A 20,323-nucleotide genomic window follows, 5' to 3' on the forward strand; every position below is an offset into this window, starting at 1 on the left:
CCTTTTATATTGTACTTATTCTATATAATTACCCACTCTTTCAGCATTTATTAAAGAAGAAATAAATGCTTTCTCTAATTCTCAAACCTCAAAAACTTCAATCCCATTGCAAACCACAATATCCCCATTCCCAGCAGGATCATTGTTGGCTTAAAGATTACCTGGATATCATATCCAAATTCCTTGGGAATAATCAATGCTGCTTGATACTTATCTTCCCGTACCTCTCTTATCCCTTTTTCAAAACTTGTTGTTTCTATCTTCATTAAACTAGACTTACCTATCTCCTCTATTAACTGTTTAGAATATATATTGTTGCTATGATCAATAACAGCTATGGGTATTGCTCCTCCTCCATTGCCTGCTCCTCTCATAAAATAGATTAATAGAAGGGTTAGCGCTGACATTAATAATAAGACCTTATAATCATCCTTTAATTTCATGATTTTTAATCTTATGATCGTCAACATTTGTATCCACACCCTTCTTTTGAAAAAGTACTATACTTATTGCCAATAGTATAGCTGTCATCAAAAATAAACCTAAAATATAGCTTAAGTTATCCTTTAATCCATAGCCCAGCATAATGTAAATATATGTCCTTAAAGCCAATCCATTTATAGTAAAATAGCTGATTTTTTGTATAAACTCTGGTAACCCACCATAATGAAGAAAGCTTCCTCCTACGAAAGCCATCATAGGAATCACTGCTGTTCCAAAAAATTCCGCTGCCATCGCCTTCTGCAGCTTCAACACAATAGCCCCGATAAATGCTGCCAATGCAGCAACAGCTAAAGCATGGGCCATCATCAGGATCCCAACAGTACTATAGGCTCCCCAGTTTACCTTCAATACAATGGCAGAATAGATCATCATGGTGATTATTTGAAACAAAGCCAATACAAAGATCGTTATATACTTGGCTAGCAAAATGCTTTTCATCGATATACCTGAAACCCTCATTCTCTGCAATGTTTTTTGATTACCTTCTTCTAAAAGGCTTCTACCCTTAATGGTAGCAAGGTATAAAGAAAACATGGTTAGCATGGCGGCTGCATAGTAGTCAAAGCTGTTAATCCTGCGACCATTTTCCATTAAATATTTTAAAGCAGATATATTGATGAAATTTAGTAATTGATTATTATGCCAAATTTTACTATTTAAATTTATTATACAACTTTCTCTCTTCAATAGTGATAAGAGATGCTTTATGTAAACAAACCTGCTTCGCAGGAGATCCTTCACTCCCTTCAGTATGACAGGTCGGATGTTCATCATTGTGAGCCCTAGCTGCGAAGATGCAGTAACTCTTATGGGTTACTTAATCTAGTGTATAGTTTCTTATATTTTTATCCTCTATTTCCTCTAATAGCTTATCTCTATACTTTTCTGGAACAGTAACGGTATTAGCATCACCATCACTGATATAGCGTAGTCTTCCTCCCTGATCCAACGCCTTCATCCAATCATATATTCCTACTCCATCTACCTTAGTTTCACTTGCCCTAACTCTTCTGATTCGAGAAGGATCAAAGGCTTTATCGAAAGGAGATTTATAGGGATCCCAGCCTACCTCCAATATAGCTATATGCTGATACTTTTCTCCTTCATACTCACCTTCTACTAAGAAAGGGGCTAGAGAAGTATCCTTTGGTTTTGAGCCAAAGGGTAAAGCCAACGTGTTGACTTCATATTCTGGTAAATACTGTTTAACAAAATTATTCAGTCTGCCTAACTCCTCTTGGATCTTCTCTGCCGTTGTATTAGTAAAGTTGATATGTGTATAGGTATGATTTCCAATGTCCATTCCCTTTTCTACAATATAGTTTAGCTTATACTCCACCCATTCGGCTTGTCCAAAGGGTGTACCTCCATTGATAAAGAAGGTCGCCTCTAGCGGAAAATCTGGATGCTTCTCATGAAAATCAACCAATATTCCAACTGCACTATCGGGATCGATATCCCAATCTCCTTGATTGTTTTGTATCATATTAAAATTATTTTGATTGCCATCATCAAGGGTTAATACCACTGGTGTATAGCCCACCTCTGTATTGATGCTGCCAGTAGCATAGTCCACTAAGCTGATAGGTCGATATCCGTTTTCATAAAGCTCTTGCAAATCCCTTCTAAAATTATCCGGTGTTCTAGACCATTCTGCCTCTGGTTCACGAATATGATGATACATCAACACCATAATTTCTCCTGCTTCATTAGGCCGAAGAGCTTGCAAATCAATTTCCTTTGGAATATCTTCTATTTCTAATTCTCCCTCTTCATCTACTTCAAGGGGGACCTCCTGCGGATCCCCCTCTATTTCACCAACGGTTGAAAGACTATTCTTATTGCTGCATGCAGTAAACATCATTGCAAATATTAAAATAGCTAAAATAATTAAAAGTATCTTTTTCATGTTGTCCGCCTCCTTTGAAAAATATCTATGTCTTTCTTTTAAATTATGTAATGACTGCATCCTTGAAAAATGAAAATTATAAATTCTATCAAAACATCAAATTATTGTTAACATTTTTTCTATAAAAAAGCTAAGACTATTAATGAGGTGATTTTATGTCAATACGAAAAAGCCAGTGGACAAATATTAAAGGTGATATGAGGGAATATAGCGCAAGAACCTATAAGTACGAAGAACGTCATTTTCACCGAGAAGCAAAATCTCAAAAAGCTCAATTAGAGAGTATGCATGATCACGGCATTAGGAAAGATGTAAAAACACCTATGAAAAGGAAACTAACTTAGGGTAGTATAACACTACCCTATTTTTTCAAAACTTTTTTCCCTCTTGGACATACTTTGACACATATTCCACAGACCGCACCTCTGCCAATATGCTTATATTGACTTTTCATATGGCTGCTGCAAAGCTCCGGATTGATAAAAGCTTCCCTTTCCATACCAGCTGTCCATGTTTCACCTTTTAAAGCTTTGACTGGGCAGGATGTTATGCAAAGGTTGCAGTTTCCACATTGTGAAGCAGTAATAGGTATATCATATTTAAATTCCATATTGGTTAAAATTGTGCCTAGCCGTACTCTTGGACCAACTTCTTCTGTCACGAGACAGCAGTTTTTACCTATCCAGCCAATACCAGCTCGAGTTGCGGTAGTTCTATGCTGAAATAAGCCTTTGTAATGCCAACCTTTATCATTTATCGATTGGGAAGCAGGAATGGCCATAGCAAGATATCCCCATTGCTGTAATTGGTTAGTAATTTTAAAGCTTACTTGATCAATAAAAGCATTTACAGTTCTATAATGATGGAAATAAGTATGGGTAGGCCCCTTTTCTAAGTCTATATCGCTAATCACTTGATCAGATAATCGAATGGCTATTGAAATCCCATTTTTAAGATGTTTAAATTCTTGAGGTAGTAAATCGTCTAATTGACAGAAACCTACCTTCTCTACACCTAAATCTAAAATCATTTTTTCAATTTGTTGCTGTTTATTCATCGTTGTCCCCTCCTTCTTCCTATTATATCAAAAGCAGTCTTTAAAAGCATGAAGAAAATCTTCCTAACTAATATTTAAAAATAATGGAAATAAAAAAGAAAACCCTTCGATAAAAAGGATTTTCTTTATGATTGATAACCAATTTCTTTTTTCTCTACTTCTCTTCCCAATAATTCTCTTCCATAATCGCTTTCGGGATGATAAAAAATCTTTGAGGAGCTCCCTTCTTCTATGATTTCTCCTTCCTTCATAACATATACCCCATCGGCGATTTTTCTAGCCAGCATCAAATCATGAGTGATATATAACATGGCAAAACCCCTTGTATTTTGTAAACCCTTTAATAGCCTCAACACATTTGCTTTTGTAGAAGGATCTAACATAGAACTAATTTCATCGGCAATAAGTAGCTTTGGTTCCATCACCAAGCTGCGAGCGATAGCCAATCGCTGTCGTTGTCCTCCACTTAAGGAATTGCATTGTCGTTCTAAAAACCCTTGAGATGTTGGAAGCTGTACCTCTTCCAAAACTCTTTTTACCTTCATTATTCGTTCTTCTATACTACCAAGCTTTAAAATTTCTAAAGGTTCCATAATGACTTCTTCTATTGTAAAACCTTCATTGCTAGCAGAAAAAGGATCTTGAAAGACTATTTGTATCCCCTGTTGAATTTTTGTAAAATTATTACCCTCTACAGCCTTTCCTTCAAAATACACCTCCCCTGTATCTGACTTTAACAGTCCACTTAATATAGTCGCCAAAGTAGTTTTTCCAGAACCTGACTGTCCAATTAAAGCAATAATTTCACCCGAGCGAATGTTAATATGGCAATTTTTACAGGCGGTGGTTAGATGATTTTTATAGGAATAAGTTTTACTGATATTTTTCCCCTCCAATAAAGTAATGATCCCACCTCGATTACAGGCTACCTTTCTTTCCAGGGAAATGTATTGCAATGTGGGGGAATGAGACTGACAATACTGAGTACTTTGTACACATCTTGTATAAAAAACACATCCTTTCTCCTTATTTTCTATATCTTCTCCCGGTATTCCCCATAAATCCTGGTAAGGATTGGTCTCTAAAGAAGCCTTTAATAATCCTCTTGTATAGGTATGCATTGGTTTCTCCAGTACGTCCTTTGTAAAACCCTCCTCCAATACCCTTCCTTCATACATCACCAAAACCCTATTGCTTAATCTCTTCATGACATACATATCATGGGATATGAGTAGCATAGTTATTTTCTTTTGTTTTTGCAGTTGAATTAGTAAATCGATGATTTCTTCTCTGGTAACGGCATCCAAAGCGGTTGTAGGTTCATCTACAATCAATAAATCTGGCTCACAGCATAAGGCCATGGCAATTAAAACCTTCTGTCGCATCCCTCCAGAAAGCTGATGTGGGTAGTGACATAGCCATTTTTCATCTAACTTTACCATCCTGCACAGTTCTTTCATTCTTTTTTCTATTTCTTTTTCAGAATGAGTCCTATGTCGACGGATGCCCTCAGTAATCTGGTCATAGATGGACATAACAGGGTTCAAGATGTCCAAATGATTTTGATACACAATGGCAATATGCTTCCATCGATAGCTATTTTTTTCTTTTTCTGATAATGTATTTATTTTCATATCATCATAATAAATGTTTCCTTCAACTGCAGCATTTTTCTTCAGTAATCCCATAATAGCCATAGCTATTGTGGTTTTTCCACTGCCAGATTCTCCAATAATTCCTAGCACACTGCCCTTTTCTAAAGAAAAATCCGCCTTTCTTACAGCATCTACTGTCGTCTTCACATCATGATAGGAAACTGATAAAGCCTCAACCTTTAGTAGTTGTTTTTCCATAGCTACTCACCTCTTTTCTTTCTATTTCTTTGCCTACAAAGGAAACCGCTAAAACCATTGTAAGGATACATACAAGAGGAAAGAGAATCCACCATTTCCAAAAGTCTGTAAAATAGATGCCTCGAAAGGCCATTCCATGATTCAACATCAATCCCCAGCTTTTGGAGGTGGGATCCCCAAGGCCTAAAAAGGAAAGGCCTGCTTCAGCTACAATGGCCCTACTAATTAATTGAATAAAACTGACCATCATTAGAGAAAAAGTTTGGGGTAAAAAATGTTTTTGTATCATATAAAAAAATCCTGCACCATAGCTTTTTGCTACTAAGATATACTTTTCTTCCTTAATAGATAACACCTTAGATCGTACAATTCTGGCAGGTGCTGTCCAGGAAAATAAGGTCAGTACAAAAATAATATTTTTCAAACTGGGTCCAAAAAAAGCTCCCAGTACAATCATCATAGGTAACTGTGGAATAATCATCATCAAATCTGTTAACCGCATCATCCATCCATCAATTTTTCCTCCATAATAACCTGCACAAACCCCCACTAGCCCCCCGCCTGCCACCGAAAGAAAGGCGGTTGTAAAGCCCACCATGATGCTGACTCTAGCTCCATAACAAAGCTGTGCCCATATGTCTATCCCTAGATCATCTGTACCCATCCAATGCTCTCTAGAAGGAGGCTGTAGTGCTGCACCAGAGGGAAGATCATAGGGATAGTGAGACAATTGAGAGGAGAAAATTGCTAGTACTATAAAGAATCCTATAACTATTAATGCTATTTTTCCTACTAAAGAAAATTCTAGTATCCTTTGTATTATCTTTTTCATCTAACTCACCCTAGGGTCCATTTTTTTATAAAGTATTTCTGCTATGTAGTTCATAACTATTACCAGCAGTGTCATGATTAGAAATATTCCCTGTATTAAGGGGTAATCCCTTAAAAATACCGCCTCCCGCATCAAGCTTCCAACCCCTGGATAGCGAAATACATTTTCCACTAAGACTGCTCCTCCTAAAATAGACCCCAAACTTAAAAATATCCTTGTAACAACAGGGGGGATAGCATTTTTCAACCCATGGAGAAAAAGAATTCTTCCTTTCTTCAAGCCCTTCCCTCTAGCTGTTCTCATATAATCCTTCTCTAAAATATGAATCATACTATTTCTGGTAAGTAAATAAAATGTTCCTGTTCTGGTTAGGATTAAAGCAAGAAGAGGTAACGTCCCATGATGTAATACATCATAGGCTTTTTCTCCAAAGGAAGTAAAGGCTGTAAAATGACTGATTCCTCCTGATAAGGGAAAAAGCTTCAAATGAGCAGAGAAGAAAAACAATAGGAGTAGTGCAATTAAAAAAGCTGGAATTTCTGACAGTACAATTAAGTCAAAGTATAGAATCTTGTCTAAAAAGGTATTTCTTTTATAGGCAGACAAACTACCGAGGATTACCCCTATTAAGGAGCTGAAAAAAATGGCTGCCACCACCAGGGATAATGTCCATACCATACGGTTTTTAATAATGGTAACAACCTCCTCCTTATAGGCGATACTATAGCCTAGATTTCCCCTAAATAGATTATTAATATAGTTGATGTATTGTCGACCCAAGGACTGCTCTAAACCATAATAGGATTTATAACGCTGAATGTCCTCATAAGAAAAAGTGGTGTGGATTTGTCCCTCTTCTGCCGACAAAAAAGTGAAGGGGTCCCCAGGCATCAGCCTAGGGATGAAAAAATTTAATGTAATGATACACAAAAATGTAATGATATATGACCTAATTTTTATAAATCTTTCCTGTATCATAAAAAACAACTACTTTCTCTGTAAGTAAGATAATTTGCTGTGGGAAACAGTATGATGATCATACATATACATCCAATCATCATACTTACTTGGTTGATAAACGGTGTAACCAGTCGTATTGTAAAGGGGTAGAAAAGATACTTCCTCTGCAATGATTTCTTGTAATTGAAAAATAATTTTTTTTCTCTTTTCCACATTGGTTTCTCCCAATTGTTGTTGTGCTAAAGCCTTTATTTCTTCATTTTCATAACCTGGAATAATATTACTTGATGGAGAGCTACCAGCTTGTACAGTGGTGGCATATCTTTCCCTTAAAATATCAGCATCTGATCCCCATCCCCCATGGCCCGTCAGTGCGACTTCATAATCTTTGGTGTTAATTGCATGGTCTCTGGTTTTGGTATCTACACTTTTAATATCTACATCGATCCCCACTTCTTTTAAACTAATCTTTATTAATTCTGCAATTCTTACTTCTGTATTGCTGTTGCCTGTAAGTAATTGAAAGGTTATTTTCCTGTCTCCAATTCTCTCCTTTGCTGCCTCCACATCAAAGGGGTATTTCTTCACCCCATCATTGTACCAGATATGATCTTTTGGTAGGTAACCAGCACTGGCTACTATAGCGGCTCCTCGTTCTACCTTTTCCACTAATTCCTCTTGATCTATACCATAGGCAATTGCCTGCCGAACTTCTTTTTCCTTAAAGATAGATTTTTTCTCCATATTGAATAGTAACCGGTAACCCCAAAAACCTGGGTTCTGTATTATTTTAAATCGGCTGTCTCCTTGGTATCTTGCTAACAAATCACTGCCTATGCTGGCTAAATCCACTTCATTGTTCTCAAAGGCTAACACCTCGTCACTAGCAGGAACAAACTGGATTTTTTCTACTACTGGTTTTGATCCCCAATAGTTTTCAAAGGCTGTAAATTCATAGGTACCATGCTCCTTGTTATAATTTGTCAGTAGATAGGGACCACAACCTATGACTGCCTCCTCTCCTTGAAAAGCATCAGGATCCTCTATTGCTTCCCATATATGTTTGGGAATCATCCTGACATCTCCTATTTTTTCTAAGATCGTGACATTTTTTTCTGATATAGTAAATCTGATTTTATCTTTGTCTATGATTTCAATTTTTTCTACAAAGGCCTTTCCATCCATCGTAACAGGATTCCAAACGGGAGGATGCTTTTCAAAATATTCAAAGGAAAATTGAATGTCCTCCATTGTTAAGGGTTTGCCATCCTGCCATTGAATATCCTCATGAATCGTGAAGGTATATTCTAAACCATCCTCAGAGATTTCCCATTCCTTTGCCATCCAAGGGATTAACCCATTTTCGTCTCTTTCCAGTAAACTATCGAAAACCAATTGCATTTTATAACCCCCTGGTCCCCTTGGATAATGCTGAAAAGGAGTAGGGTAGCCATAATCTCCACCTGTTAACCGAATAATTACTGGTTCCTCTGCATCAGTGGTTTCTTTAAGCTCCAAAGTATCTGCTACTGTTGCGTCCTCATTAGTAGCAGTTTTACTGCAACCTACCACCATAGAAGTCAACATTAGTAATATTAGAAGTACAATACTGCCTTTTTTAAAAACTTTATTTTTCAAAATCATCTCTCCCTTTATACCTTCCAAATTAATGCAGCGGTTTTTGCCTCGGTTTTTTCTATTACCTTACCGTCCTTCTCATGGCTAGAAAGATGCTGTTTTATTTTTTCTTTATCCTTTTCTGTTATAGGATTTTTTATTTCAAACCTCTGGATATACAGGTCTACTATTTCCTCTAATGCCCATTGATGTTCCCAGTTTTTTTCCTCATAAACAATTTCTGGATGATAGCCTAAATTCCAAAGGATGTTGAAGGCATGATAAATCTTATCCTCTTTTTGCTTACCAGCATTATTTTCTCCTAGGATTTCTTTTTCTAATATATCCCAAAGACCAGTCTCCCGTTGAATGAATCCGCTTAAGTAACAGTAACCGCTGCTGGCCTCTAGCATTTTCTTTAAAGTAGAAAAGTTGTATATCCCCGGCGTCATAGAGGCAAAGACAAGATCAAACTTTTTTTCCCACCCATATTCTACTAAATCTATAGCTTCCCAATTATTTTTACAGGTAATTACATTGTTTAGGTCTAGTTTCCTTACATGGATTTTTAAATATTGAAGCATCTCTTGTGAAATATCTAAAGCTGTTACTTCTTTACACTCTTTTGCCATGGCAAGAACATATCTTCCAGGACCACAGCCTATATCCAATACTTTACTGCCTTTTTCTAATATCCCCTTCTTTTGTAGCATCGTAACAACATCATTAGATGGTGTCTGAGGAAGTACTACATCTTGGTTATAACTTCTTGCTCTGCTGTTCCAAAAAGAAGTACATGCAGTAACATTTTGTTCTTTTTTTTGCCACTTCTCGATCCAATAATCTAAATCATTAGGATATGTCATGAATTTTCCCCCTTGGTATCTAGTTTTCAAAAGACAAAAAACCATGAGGATGATTAAAGAACATTTTGTTCTTTTTTCACCTTCATGGTTGATATCAAGAAAATATAGTATTATCCCTATAAAGCATTTTCTCGCCTCCCCTCCGAAGGTTTTTCTTGCTAAAAGCATAAGGCAGGTTTCCTGACTTATGGATCATCCTACTCTCCAGCCTTCTCAGTTTCCTAATGGCATTATTGGATTTCGTCACCAATTACAGTAGCGGGGGCTGTAGTGGTATTGCACCACTTTCCCTTTTAACCCTATTGCTAGGGCACCCTATACAGCTTTTATTCATTTTTATTTTTTTACTATATATTATAGATAACCAACTACGGAACTTAATTTTAATATACTAAGGGCTACATTTGCAGCCCATGGTTTTGGGCGAAACCGTAGACCGTGTATATCAAAATTAAAGTTTAAAATTAGTTATCTATAGTATAATCTGATTGGATAAATTTGTCAAATAATTCATGCTTCTTTATTATAAATCTCTGGAATAATCCTTAAAACAATCTAAACAAACTTTTTTATCCTCCATCAATCGAATCTTATGTTCAGGAGCTCCCTCTCCACAGCTTTCACAAACAATGGTTTTAAATAACCTAGCTCTTTCTGGTAACCCAAAGCTAGGGGTTTTAAACTCAAAGATTTCTTCTATAGGGGCATTCAATAAATAAGCTTGTCTCTCGCCTCTTTCCATTTCTTCTTGAAAAGGTTTTAATACCATACGAATACTTTGATTTGTGGGGCGATGAAAAAAACTAAAAGCATGTTTTCCTGTTCCTCGATACATAAGATTTCCCTTTCCAAAGCTACAACCTAAAAGTACTTGAATGGCATCTACACCGCAAGCATCATTTTCAGTAACACAAACAACATCCTCATCCTTTGAAAAATCAATTTTTAATTTTTCTTTAGCTGCTTCACTGGCTTTGTAGCCAATAGCTAATCCTGGACATTCATGCCCATGAAAATCCACACATTTTTCCCAAAGCTTTTTATCCATCTCTCCATCTCCTTCAAAAAAATAAAGCCATGAATACTAAGATCATCACCTTCATGGCAATAAAAGTCTTCATGACTAACCCTTTAATTATTTTGAATATAATTCTATAAATACATTTTATTAAACGTTGGAAAATTTGTCAATAATTTATCAATCTTTTTTTAAATTTTTATTTGTTTTTTCTACTTTACAGATAGAAGTCTTTTCCCATAATATTTAAGTATTTGAATAATCTACTAACATAATTCCAAAGAGAATTGGTTAAATTATAACTACAACATCAATAAAGATGTTGTAAGGTCACAATATTAGATCATATGAGGAGGAGAAACTATGGCTACAAGAGGTAATAGAATCGTAGTTCCAGAAGCTCGACAAGCTCTTAATCAAATGAAGACTGAAATTGCTAATGAATTAGGTTTAACTAACTATGAAGCAACAGATAAAGGCAACTTAACATCTCGTGAAAACGGATATGTTGGTGGATATATGGTGAAAAGGTTAATTGAGCAAGCTGAAAGAAATATGAGTGGTAAATAACAATAGATAATAAGTAATAAAAAAGTAGGTGCTAATAGGAATTTAGCATCTACTTTTTTATGGACAATTAATAAGCAACCAGCGATTTTTCTTGTTCAAGCTGTTATATTTATCTGATAAAGGTTGAGGTTGAGATTTAAAATCATGATTAGCAACTTAACCTCAACCTATTTATTACCCCATTATTTTATTTATTATTGTTGTTTAAATTGAGGCTCTTGACTTTCAATATATTTTTGTCTTTTCTGTAGAGTTTGTAAAGCATTTTCAAGGTCTTTTGATATTTGTTGAAAATCTTTTTTTGCATTTTGATCTTGAGTTTCTAAAGCAAAAGTTTTCATGGTAGCTGCTGCACTTTGAACACCTGCGATTGCCTGCTGCACTTGAGTTCCTACTGTCATCTTGTCACCTCCTTTCATGAATACATCATCATTAATTTATTTAACTTATGAATTTATCTTCAAATGATCATTAAAAATTACAATGAAAATCTTCTATCCCTTTGGTTTAAAGATTAAAGCAGCAATAAATCCAAAAATGATGGCTGAAGAAATACCAGCACTGGTTACCTCAAATATCCCTGTTAGTACGCCTATTATTCCATTTCTTTCGTATTCCATCATTGCTCCTGATACTAGGGAATTACCAAAGCTACTGATAGGTACACTTGCACCTGCACCTGCAAATTTGACTAGCGGTTCATATAATCCAAGTCCCCCAAATATAGCTCCTAATACAACCAATCCACTCATAGTGTGGGCAGGTGTCAGCTTGAATACATCCATAGAAATTTGACCAACGACACATATACCTCCTCCCACAATAAAGGCCCATATAAACTTTTCCAAATTCTGCACCTCCTCTTTACATTTCAATTGCTACAGCATGGGCTATACAAGGTATACTCTCCTTCTGTTGATAGGACATAGGAGATAATAGGGCCCCAGTTGCAACAATTAATATTCTTTTTAACTCTCTCTTTCTCATGCGATTCATAAAATGTCCATAGGTTACAGTAGCAGAGCAAGCACAACCGCTGCCACCAGCTAAAACCGGTTGTTCTTCTCTATAAATCAACAATCCACAATCAGTAAAGATTTTTTTAGGAATCTTCATACCATGTTCAATCAATAAATCTCCTGCTATTCTATGGCCTACAGCCCCCAAATCTCCTGTAGCAATGAGATCATAATGGGAGGGATCAATATTTAAATCTCGGAAATGAGCTTCTATGGTATCTACAGCTGCTGGGGCCATCGCTACCCCCATATTAAAGGGATCAGAAATCCCCATGTCAACCACTCTGCCAATCGTTGCTGCTGTTACTCTAGGCCCCTCTCCCTCCGGTGCTACTACCGCCGCTCCTGCTCCAGTAACCGTCCATTGGGCATATGGTGGTTTTTGAGCACCATATTCTGTAGGATATCGAAACTGTTTTTCTGCTGCAGCATTATGACTAGACGCAGCAGCTAAAGCATTCTTGGCAAATTTGGTATCTACCATTAGGCTGGCTAATGCTAAGCCCTCCATTGAACTGGAACAGGCTCCAAAAACCCCTAGGTAGGGGATTCCTAATGTTCTTGCTGCAAAGCTGCTGGAAATAATTTGATTCATTAAATCTCCACTAAGGAAAAATTGAACATCATCCTTTTTCAAACCTGCCTTATCAATGGCCTTCATAGCAGCCTCCTCTAGAAGCTTTTTTTCCGCCTTTTCAAAGCTATCTTGACCTAACCAAATATCTGCATGTAGTGTATCAAAATCCTCTGATAGTGCCCCTTGTGCTTCAAAGGGACCTCCTACGGCGGCTGAAGCAATAATAACAGGTTTTGACTCAAATACCCATGTTTGGTGTCCTTTAAGCATTTATATCCCACCTAATTCTAGAATTATAATTTTTATAAGAGCTACTACGAATGCAGAAAACACGCCATAAACAATAACTGGTCCGGCTATTTTAAACATATTGCCACCTACGCCCAGTACAAAGCCTTCACTACGATGCTCTATAGCAGCAGAAGTAACTGTATTAGCAAAACCCGTTACAGGAACAGCGGTTCCAGCTCCGGCCCATTGGGCAATATGATCATATACCCCCAGTGATGTTAATAGAGCAGAAATGATAATTAAGGTGGCTACCATAGGATTTCCAGCTGTTTTTTCAGTAAAGTTAAAATACTTTATATACATTATTTGAATCGCTTGTCCTATTGTACATATAGTTCCTCCAACGAAAAAGGCTTTAGCACAATTGGCAACAACTGGTCGTTTGGGTTCTCGATCCTTTGCAAAGATTTGATACTGCTGTTGCGTAGGTGTTAATTTCTTATATTTTTGTCTAGACATTTTTTCATCACCTTCTAATGTAGTAAGTAAGATTGTAGTTTTTTCATTAAATTCTCTAATTCTTCAGCATGCTTAGCATACATTTTTTTTGCTTTTTCATCCTGTGTTTCCAAAGCATATTTAGTAAAATCAGACTGACTTTTTTCTAAACTAGCATAAAGCATTTCCTTCACACTAGGTTGCGGCATCTGTATCATGTCATCAAATAGGTCTACATACAAGTCTCCACTACTATCTACTTGTCCTATGTACACATTTGTTAAGTCTACACCCATACCTTTAAGCTGGGTCTTAAGCCAGCCTTCATTTAATCCTAGGTTGTTTAAGGAATCATGTAGTATATTTCCATCCAAAATAATCGTTTGTGGTTCTGCTTTTGGAGCTACCTTGCTTTCTAAATCGTAAGGTGTAACAGGCTGTTTATTGGATTTTAGCGTAACATTGATTTCTCCTGTTGTTTCTAGTACAGCAAACTCAACATCGGCTAAACTAAAGGCATTTTTAGATCTTAGTTCTCTTATTAGTTCTTCTCCTGTCAACTTAGCTAGTTTTAAATTTTCTTCCATGACTTTTCCTTTTTTTATAAGAACCGTTTCTCTACCATAAATGAAATCATGGATTACTTTACTTTTTATTGCAAGAAACTCAAAAACTACTGGTAATAAAATCCAAACTACTAAAGCCACCACGCCTAAGCGGACACTGTTAACTACCTTTACAGAAATTAGAGCAGCTATTATGCCTATTACTGTGTAATTTACAAATTGAAAGGCCGTCAATTTGGCTAGATGCTTTTTTCCCATAACCCTTATAAACAAAAATGTCAAAAAAAATAATCCAAAAGATCTTAATAATATTTCTATCCATTCTTTCATATTATTCACCCGCCTAATAACCTTTAAATTGAGGTTCTTCGTATTCTAATACCTTTAGTCTATCTTCTAAATCTTTAATAATATTATTGGTTGTTTTTAATGCCTCATTATAAGCAGCTTTTTCTTCTTCCTTCTGGCTTTGTAATGAATATGTTCTTAATGTGCCTTGTACTCCCTTTAAAGTAGCTAATGTTTGTTTTACCTGCGAACCAACTGTCATGAATAATAGCCTCCTTCAATATTTCTATATATTTATTTTCTTCAAATGCCTCCATATTCATACATTAAAGAATTTACAAAATTTTACTTTAAAGGATTGTTGAAGAAATCTAAGCATATTTTAAATAATTTTTTAAACCGTTCTATTTGTTCTTTTAAAATCTCATGAAATAAAGTAATATAGTATTAGGTAAAGTAAAAGGAGGTATCATTATGTTTACTAACACCCCACAACAATTGGCAGAAAAAAAGCTGCTTTTATTATATATTTTAGATAAAATAAACCAGCCATTATCCAATGCTCAAGTTACTCAATTTATTTTAGAGAATGATATGATGAACTATTTTATGTTGCAGCAATTTTTGTCAGAGCTAAAAGAAGCTGAATTTGTCACAGAAGGAGAAAGAGATCATACTCAGTTTTTTAGTATTACAGAAAAAGGTAGAAATACTTTGAATTACTTTATTAACCGCATTCCAAATTCTGAAAAAGAAGAAATTAATAAACTAATCTCAGAGAAGAAAAACATCTTAAAAGTGGAAACTGAGATAAGAGCAGAATATATCAAGTTAAAAGAAGAAGTATATACAGTGAAATTGGCAATCATTGAAGATCATACTCCCATTGTCCATTTTAAGTTCAACGTGAATAGCCTAAAAAGGGCAAAAGAAATATGTGAGAAATGGGAAAAAGACGCCTTAAATGTTTGTAACAATATATTTGCATTATTGTAAAATTAAAAAGAACCCCTCAATTCTTTTTTTAAATCATTAATTAGGGGGTAATGATTTTTTTAAAAAATATTATTATTGAATTAAGGGGATATGCTGACAACAAAAAGGTCATGCAATCTATTGGATGGTTTCCAAAATAGATCTTCATGACCTTCATCACTTTATCAAAATATAATATAAAATACCTTCTATCGTATAGTAGCTCTTCATGATCTGCCATACTCATCTTCATTTTTATAATAGCATACTGAAATTTACGTTGTCAATTGTTTTGTTAAAATATTATCAATTTTTTTCCTTCGTAAATGCTTTTTTCTTATTGTTTATGATACTTCTTGCTTCGCCAATCATATATAGAGATCCTGCGAAGAGGATCGCATCGGTATTTTCAGTAATCTTATAGGCTTTGTTAACAGCTTGTTCAACACTAGTACATACACAAATGTTTTTTCCAAAGCTTACTAGCTCTTTTGCCAAATCGTCTGCTGCCATTCCTCTAGGATTATTTGGTGTTGTAACAATCACCCTGTTCATAAGGGGTATGAGGTTTTTTAATACGCCTTTTACATCTTTGTCCTTTAGCATTGCTACGACAAAAGTCACCTTATAATCTTTAAGCAGTGTCTCAACGCTTTTCTTTAATGCTTGGGCTCCTTGAAGGTTATGGGCACCATCTATCATGGTTAAAGGACTTTTGTCTAATATCTCTAATCTGCCAATCCATTTTGTATCATATAAACCCTTGTATATAGCTTCATCACTAATTCTAATATTTTGGTATTGCTTTAGGGCTTCAACTACCGTTAATGCCATGCAGCAGTTATAAATCTGATGAGGTCCTGCTAAGGTAATTTTTATATCTTTATAGGATTTTTCTAAAACTTCTACCGAAAATTTTTGTTCTTCAATAGTACTATAGTCCACTTTCAAGCTGTCAAAATCAGCAACAAATAGTTGACTATTTCTTTCTTCAGATACTTTTTTTATAACCTCCATAGCTTCTGTCTCTTGAGGATAAGAAACTACATAGTTATTTTCTTTTATTATTCCTGCCTTTTCAAAAGCTATTTTCCCAAGCGTATCTCCTAGATGTTCCATATGATCATAATCTATAGGCGTAATCACAGAGATGATAGGCTTTTCAATCATATTGGTTGCATCTAATCGTCCTCCCATACCTACTTCCAATACAACATAATCTACTTTTTCCTCAGCAAAAAATGCAAAAGCAATCGCAGTTCCTACTTCAAATTCTGTAGGATGATTTTTTCCTTCAGACAGCATGATTTCTATTTTTTCCTTAACAACTGTTGTTAGCCTTGCTAACTGTTGTTTATCAATCTTTTCTCCATTGATTTGCATTCTTTCTGTAAACTCTTCGATATATGGCGAAGTGTAAAGCCCCACCTTGTATCCTTCTGTCTTTAAAACACCATGAATAAAAGACGAAGTTGAACCCTTTCCATTCGTGCCAGCTACATGTATGATTTTTAGTTCTTCATGAGGATTTCCCAATAAATTCAACAAATATTTGATGTTCTCTAGCCCCAGCTTACTCCCAAATTTATAAGTACTATGGATGTATTCAATTGCTTCTTGATAATTCATTTCCCCGCTCCATCCCTTCTATTAATATATTCTCTTTATCATTTGCATAATCTCATCATAGCAGAAAAAAAACCAGTGTCAACAGTTTGATTAACAAAACTATAGCAATCGTTTTGTTAGACTAGGGTCGTGGGGTTAGGCTGAGTTTTGAAAAATCATAAAGAGCACACCTGCTGCACAGGAGATCCTTCACTTTATTCAGAATGACAGGCGGAATCTTGGTTATTAAAAAAAGTTGGGTTTAATCCCAACTCTTTTTAATAACCTATTTATTTTTTAATGTTTTCAATCTTTCTAACACCGTCTCCAACATTTCCTGATATTTTTCACCTTTTTGTCGTTCTTCTTCAATCAAATGGGCTGGTGCTTTCTTTGTAAAGCCTTCATTAGATAGCTTTCCTTGTACCCTTTTGATTTCTCCTTCCAGCTTTGCCTTTTCTTTTTGTAATCTTTCTATCTCCTTTTCAATGTCTATAAGGTCTTCTAAAGGTAGGAATAATTCTCCACCCTGAATTACAGTTGACACAGCGTCAGAAGGGACTTCTTCCTTGGCGTTTACAAACTCGATCTCAGATATGCCGGCTAAGGTGATAAAATACTGTTTACCTTCTTCTATCGTTATCTTTATCTCCTCTTTAGTTGTTGATACCATCAATTTAGCTTTTCTAGAAGGTACTACATTCATTTCCGCTCTTACATTTCGAATGTTTCTAATGGCCTCCATGATGAGATTCATCTTTTCTTCTGCCTTTAGATTTCTTTCTTCTTCATTGTATTGAGGCCAAGGCGCTATAATAACACTTTCCTTAAAACTAGGTATGCTTTGCCAAATTTCTTCAGTAATAAAAGGCATAAATGGATGTAATAGCTTTAGGATATTCTCCAATACATAGGTTAGAGTGTACTGAGCTGCTTTCTTTTTATCTATATCTTCACCATATAACCTTGTCTTGGTCAATTCTATATACCAGTCACAGTATTCGTTCCAAGTAAAGTCATAGATTTTCTGTAGAGCTAATCCCAACTCAAATTTCTCCATATTTTCACTGATTTCTTTAATTACATCGTTTAATCGTGAAACAATCCATTGATCTGCTATATTAAGATTGGTTTTAACTTCATCAAAGGATATTTCATCCTCGTCTAAATTCATTAAAACAAATCGTGTAGCGTTCCATAATTTATTAGCAAAATTTCTACTGGCTTCTAACCTTTCCATATGGAAACGAATATCATTTCCCGGGGAATTCCCTGCAATTAGCGTATATCTTAGGGCATCTGCTCCATATTGATCAATTACTTCCAATGGATCTACACCATTACCAAGTGATTTACTCATCTTTCTTCCCTGGGCATCTCTTACTAAACCATGTACAAATACATGTTTGAAAGGAATTTCCTCCATAAATTCTATCCCTGAAAAAGCCATCCGAACAACCCAGAAGAAAATAATATCATAACCTGTTACCAATACGTCTGTAGGATAGAAGTATTCCAGTTCCTTAGTTTTTTCAGGCCATCCCAATGTAGAAAAAGGCCATAGGGCTGAACTAAACCAAGTGTCTAGCACATCTTCATCCTGTTTAAAATCACTACTATTACATTTACTGCAATTTGTTGGAGCTTCTTTTGCAACTACAAGTTCACCACAATCTTGACAATAATAAGCAGGAATACGATGACCCCACCATAACTGTCTAGAAATACACCAGTCCTTAATGTTTTCTAACCAATGATAGTATATTTTATCAAAACGCTGCGGTACAAACTTAATTTTGCTACTTTTTACTGCTTCTATTGCAGGTCCTGCTAATGGTTCCATCTTTACAAACCATTGATCTGATGTTATAGGTTCAACGACTGTATCACATCGATAGCATTGTCCTACACTATGGCTTCTTTCTTTAACATGTATCAATAAGCCTAGCTCTTCCAAGTCCTTAACAATTTGTTTTCTAGCTTCATATCTTGCCATGCCCTCATACCTGCCGCCGTTAGCATTGATGCTGGCATCCTCCTTCATAACAGAAATCTGCGGAAGGTTATGTCTTAAGCCTACTTCAAAGTCATTGGGATCATGGGCAGGCGTAATCTTAACAGCCCCTGTTCCGAACTCAGGATCGACATAATCATCTGCTATGATAGGAATTTCTCTGTTCATTAAAGGTAAAATGGCTATTTTACCAATCAAATGCTTGTACCTATCATCCTCTGGATGTACAGCTATCGCTGTATCTCCTAACATTGTTTCAGGTCTAGTAGTGGCAATTTCAATGAATTCATTACTATCCTTGATAGGATATTTTACATGCCAGAAATGTCCTACTTTCTCTTCATGCTCTACCTCTGCATCCGATAGAGATGTTTTACAATCTGGACACCAATTAATGATTCTATTTCCTCGATAAATTAAACCTTTTTCATAAAGTCGGATGAAAACCTCTGTTACAGCCTTACTACAGCCCTCATCCATAGTAAATCTTTCCTTTGACCAGTCACAGGAGTTTCCTAGTTTTTTCATTTGATCAACGATCACTCTACCATACTCATCACGCCACTGCCATGCCCTCTCTAGAAAACCTTCTCTGCCTACTTCATGTTTTAGCAAGCCTTCCTCTTTTCTAATTTTTTCTACAACCTTTACTTCTGTAGCAATACTGGCATGATCTGTTCCTGGCAGCCATAGAGTTTCAAAGCCCTGCATTCTTTTGAAACGGATTAAAACATCCTGTAACGTATGGTCTAACGCATGTCCTAAATGCAATTGACCGGTAATATTTGGTGGTGGTAAGACGATACAATAAGGCTCCTTCTCAGAGTTTGGCTCTGCCTTAAAATAATCCTTTTCCATCCAATGTTGATATATACGGTCTTCAAATTCTTTTGGATCATAGTTTTTCGGTAAATTATTCAACATATGCTTTTCCTCCTTTTAAAATCTTATAATCCTTAAAAACTGTAATTTTTCAGGCCTGTCATTGAAAAACAATAGTGCTGCTCCTAAAATTGCAATGATCAACCCACTGGCCTTTAGAATCAATATCCCTTTGGTAGTGGTAATCTTTAAGGCTTTGCTAATAGGGGCCGTACCGTACACGATGACTGCTCCTATTATTACTAAAACGATACCTGCTTCAAACATAGTAATCTCTCCATTCTGGCAATAAAAAAACCCCTCTATCCTCATAATAAGGACGAAGGGTTTGTTCGCGGTACCACCTTAATTCCTGTTTTATGCAAAACAGGCTCTCATTTATGTAACGATATTAACCGTCTGCATCTACTATTACTTCAATACAGAAGCTCCAAAGCTACCTTCAATAACCATTGCCTTAAAAAACCTTACAGCCTACG

At 35.8% G+C, this 20,323-nt stretch carries 22 protein-coding genes, 1 riboswitch and 1 other annotated feature (1 of these 24 only partly in view); of the genes, 3 read left to right on the plus strand and 19 right to left on the minus strand.

Translation table 11 applies throughout. The features are described 5' to 3' along the window. Positions 1–74: 74 nt before the first annotated feature. From CHB72_RS04495 to CHB72_RS04505, 3 genes are read right to left on the minus strand one after another with little or no spacing between them, the layout of a single operon-like run. Positions 75–470 (minus strand): ABC transporter permease, encoded by a 396-nt coding sequence (locus tag CHB72_RS04495; RefSeq protein WP_089281665.1) that lies wholly within the window; start codon positions 468–470, stop codon positions 75–77. Then, on the minus strand, positions 427–1,278 hold the full coding sequence (locus CHB72_RS04500; RefSeq protein WP_089281666.1) for an ABC transporter permease: 852 nt from the start codon (positions 1,276–1,278) through the stop codon (positions 427–429). Before CHB72_RS04500 ends, CHB72_RS04495 begins: the two co-directional genes overlap by 44 nt. 43 nt (positions 1,279–1,321) lie before the next feature. After that, a complete protein-coding gene (locus tag CHB72_RS04505) occupies positions 1,322–2,413 on the minus strand; it encodes a polysaccharide deacetylase family protein (RefSeq protein ID WP_176431196.1) in 1,092 nt (363 codons plus the stop codon). Positions 2,414–2,568: 155 nt separating this feature from the next. On the opposite strand from CHB72_RS04505, the gene CHB72_RS04510 reads away from it, so the two are divergent. Continuing rightward, positions 2,569–2,757, plus strand: a complete 189-nt coding sequence (locus CHB72_RS04510; RefSeq protein WP_089281668.1) for a hypothetical protein — start codon at positions 2,569–2,571, stop codon at positions 2,755–2,757. Positions 2,758–2,774: 17 nt separating this feature from the next. Here the strand turns inward: CHB72_RS04510 and CHB72_RS04515 are convergent, their stop codons facing one another. The 7 genes from CHB72_RS04515 to CHB72_RS04545 all read right to left on the minus strand — a co-directional run bounded on the left by CHB72_RS04515 (position 2,775) and on the right by CHB72_RS04545 (position 10,646). After that, positions 2,775–3,470, minus strand: a complete 696-nt coding sequence (locus CHB72_RS04515) for a 4Fe-4S double cluster binding domain-containing protein (protein ID WP_089281669.1) — start codon at positions 3,468–3,470, stop codon at positions 2,775–2,777. 125 nt (positions 3,471–3,595) lie between these two features. After that, a complete protein-coding gene (locus tag CHB72_RS04520; protein WP_089281670.1) occupies positions 3,596–5,323 on the minus strand; it encodes an ABC transporter ATP-binding protein in 1,728 nt (575 codons plus the stop codon). Further along, positions 5,298–6,155, minus strand: coding sequence for an ABC transporter permease (locus CHB72_RS04525; protein ID WP_089281671.1), 858 nt, complete (start codon positions 6,153–6,155; stop codon positions 5,298–5,300). Before CHB72_RS04525 ends, CHB72_RS04520 begins: the two co-directional genes overlap by 26 nt. Then, entirely contained in the window at positions 6,156–7,022 is an 867-nt protein-coding gene (locus CHB72_RS04530) for an ABC transporter permease (protein ID WP_330396978.1), read from the minus strand. Positions 7,023–7,142: 120 nt separating this feature from the next. After that, on the minus strand, positions 7,143–8,753 hold the full coding sequence (locus tag CHB72_RS04535) for an ABC transporter substrate-binding protein (protein WP_089281672.1): 1,611 nt from the start codon (positions 8,751–8,753) through the stop codon (positions 7,143–7,145). A gap of 14 nt (positions 8,754–8,767) precedes the next feature. Continuing rightward, positions 8,768–9,598 carry a class I SAM-dependent methyltransferase gene (locus CHB72_RS04540; RefSeq protein WP_176431197.1) on the minus strand — a complete coding sequence of 277 codons (831 nt, stop codon included), beginning with the start codon at positions 9,596–9,598 and terminating at the stop codon, positions 8,768–8,770. Between the two features lie 153 nt (positions 9,599–9,751). Then, a riboswitch (cobalamin riboswitch) is annotated at positions 9,752–9,931 on the minus strand. A 190-nt stretch (positions 9,932–10,121) separates the two neighbouring features. Continuing rightward, complete coding sequence (locus CHB72_RS04545; RefSeq protein WP_089281673.1) at positions 10,122–10,646, minus strand: FmdE family protein; 525 nt, start codon at positions 10,644–10,646, stop codon at positions 10,122–10,124. A gap of 333 nt (positions 10,647–10,979) precedes the next feature. Between CHB72_RS04545 and CHB72_RS04550 the strand changes: the two genes are divergently transcribed. Continuing rightward, a complete protein-coding gene (locus CHB72_RS04550; protein WP_089281674.1) occupies positions 10,980–11,186 on the plus strand; it encodes an alpha/beta-type small acid-soluble spore protein in 207 nt (68 codons plus the stop codon). A 194-nt stretch (positions 11,187–11,380) separates the two neighbouring features. Here CHB72_RS04550 and CHB72_RS04555 read toward each other — a convergent pair whose 3' ends face one another. The 6 genes from CHB72_RS04555 to CHB72_RS04580 form a co-directional block, all read right to left on the minus strand. After that, on the minus strand, positions 11,381–11,587 hold the full coding sequence (locus tag CHB72_RS04555; RefSeq protein WP_089281675.1) for a DUF1657 domain-containing protein: 207 nt from the start codon (positions 11,585–11,587) through the stop codon (positions 11,381–11,383). Positions 11,588–11,680: 93 nt separating this feature from the next. After that, entirely contained in the window at positions 11,681–12,034 is a 354-nt protein-coding gene (spoVAE, locus tag CHB72_RS04560) for a stage V sporulation protein AE (protein WP_089281676.1), read from the minus strand. 16 nt (positions 12,035–12,050) lie between these two features. Then, positions 12,051–13,052, minus strand: a complete 1,002-nt coding sequence (spoVAD, locus tag CHB72_RS04565; protein WP_089281677.1) for a stage V sporulation protein AD — start codon at positions 13,050–13,052, stop codon at positions 12,051–12,053. Continuing rightward, positions 13,053–13,532, minus strand: coding sequence for a stage V sporulation protein AC (gene spoVAC, locus CHB72_RS04570; RefSeq protein ID WP_089281678.1), 480 nt, complete (start codon positions 13,530–13,532; stop codon positions 13,053–13,055). It abuts the gene before it with no gap. Between the two features lie 14 nt (positions 13,533–13,546). Further along, complete coding sequence (locus tag CHB72_RS04575; RefSeq protein ID WP_089281679.1) at positions 13,547–14,407, minus strand: DUF421 domain-containing protein; 861 nt, start codon at positions 14,405–14,407, stop codon at positions 13,547–13,549. Positions 14,408–14,420: 13 nt separating this feature from the next. Beyond that, positions 14,421–14,627, minus strand: a complete 207-nt coding sequence (locus CHB72_RS04580) for a DUF1657 domain-containing protein (protein WP_089281680.1) — start codon at positions 14,625–14,627, stop codon at positions 14,421–14,423. A 212-nt stretch (positions 14,628–14,839) separates the two neighbouring features. On the opposite strand from CHB72_RS04580, the gene CHB72_RS04585 reads away from it, so the two are divergent. Next, complete coding sequence (locus CHB72_RS04585) at positions 14,840–15,361, plus strand: DUF4364 family protein (RefSeq protein WP_089281681.1); 522 nt, start codon at positions 14,840–14,842, stop codon at positions 15,359–15,361. Positions 15,362–15,646: 285 nt separating this feature from the next. Here CHB72_RS04585 and CHB72_RS04590 read toward each other — a convergent pair whose 3' ends face one another. The 3 genes from CHB72_RS04590 to CHB72_RS04600 all read right to left on the minus strand — a co-directional run bounded on the left by CHB72_RS04590 (position 15,647) and on the right by CHB72_RS04600 (position 20,111). Beyond that, on the minus strand, positions 15,647–16,969 hold the full coding sequence (locus tag CHB72_RS04590) for a bifunctional folylpolyglutamate synthase/dihydrofolate synthase (RefSeq protein ID WP_089281682.1): 1,323 nt from the start codon (positions 16,967–16,969) through the stop codon (positions 15,647–15,649). Positions 16,970–17,234: 265 nt separating this feature from the next. Further along, positions 17,235–19,886 (minus strand): valine--tRNA ligase, encoded by a 2,652-nt coding sequence (locus CHB72_RS04595; protein WP_089281683.1) that lies wholly within the window; start codon positions 19,884–19,886, stop codon positions 17,235–17,237. A 15-nt stretch (positions 19,887–19,901) separates the two neighbouring features. Next, positions 19,902–20,111 (minus strand): hypothetical protein, encoded by a 210-nt coding sequence (locus CHB72_RS04600; RefSeq protein ID WP_141131322.1) that lies wholly within the window; start codon positions 20,109–20,111, stop codon positions 19,902–19,904. 45 nt (positions 20,112–20,156) lie between these two features. After that, positions 20,157–20,323 (minus strand) — a binding site (T-box leader); it runs 53 nt beyond the window's last position.

This window comes from Anaerovirgula multivorans (genome assembly GCF_900188145.1).
Taxonomy (GTDB): Bacteria; Bacillota; Clostridia; order Peptostreptococcales; family Natronincolaceae; genus Anaerovirgula; species Anaerovirgula multivorans.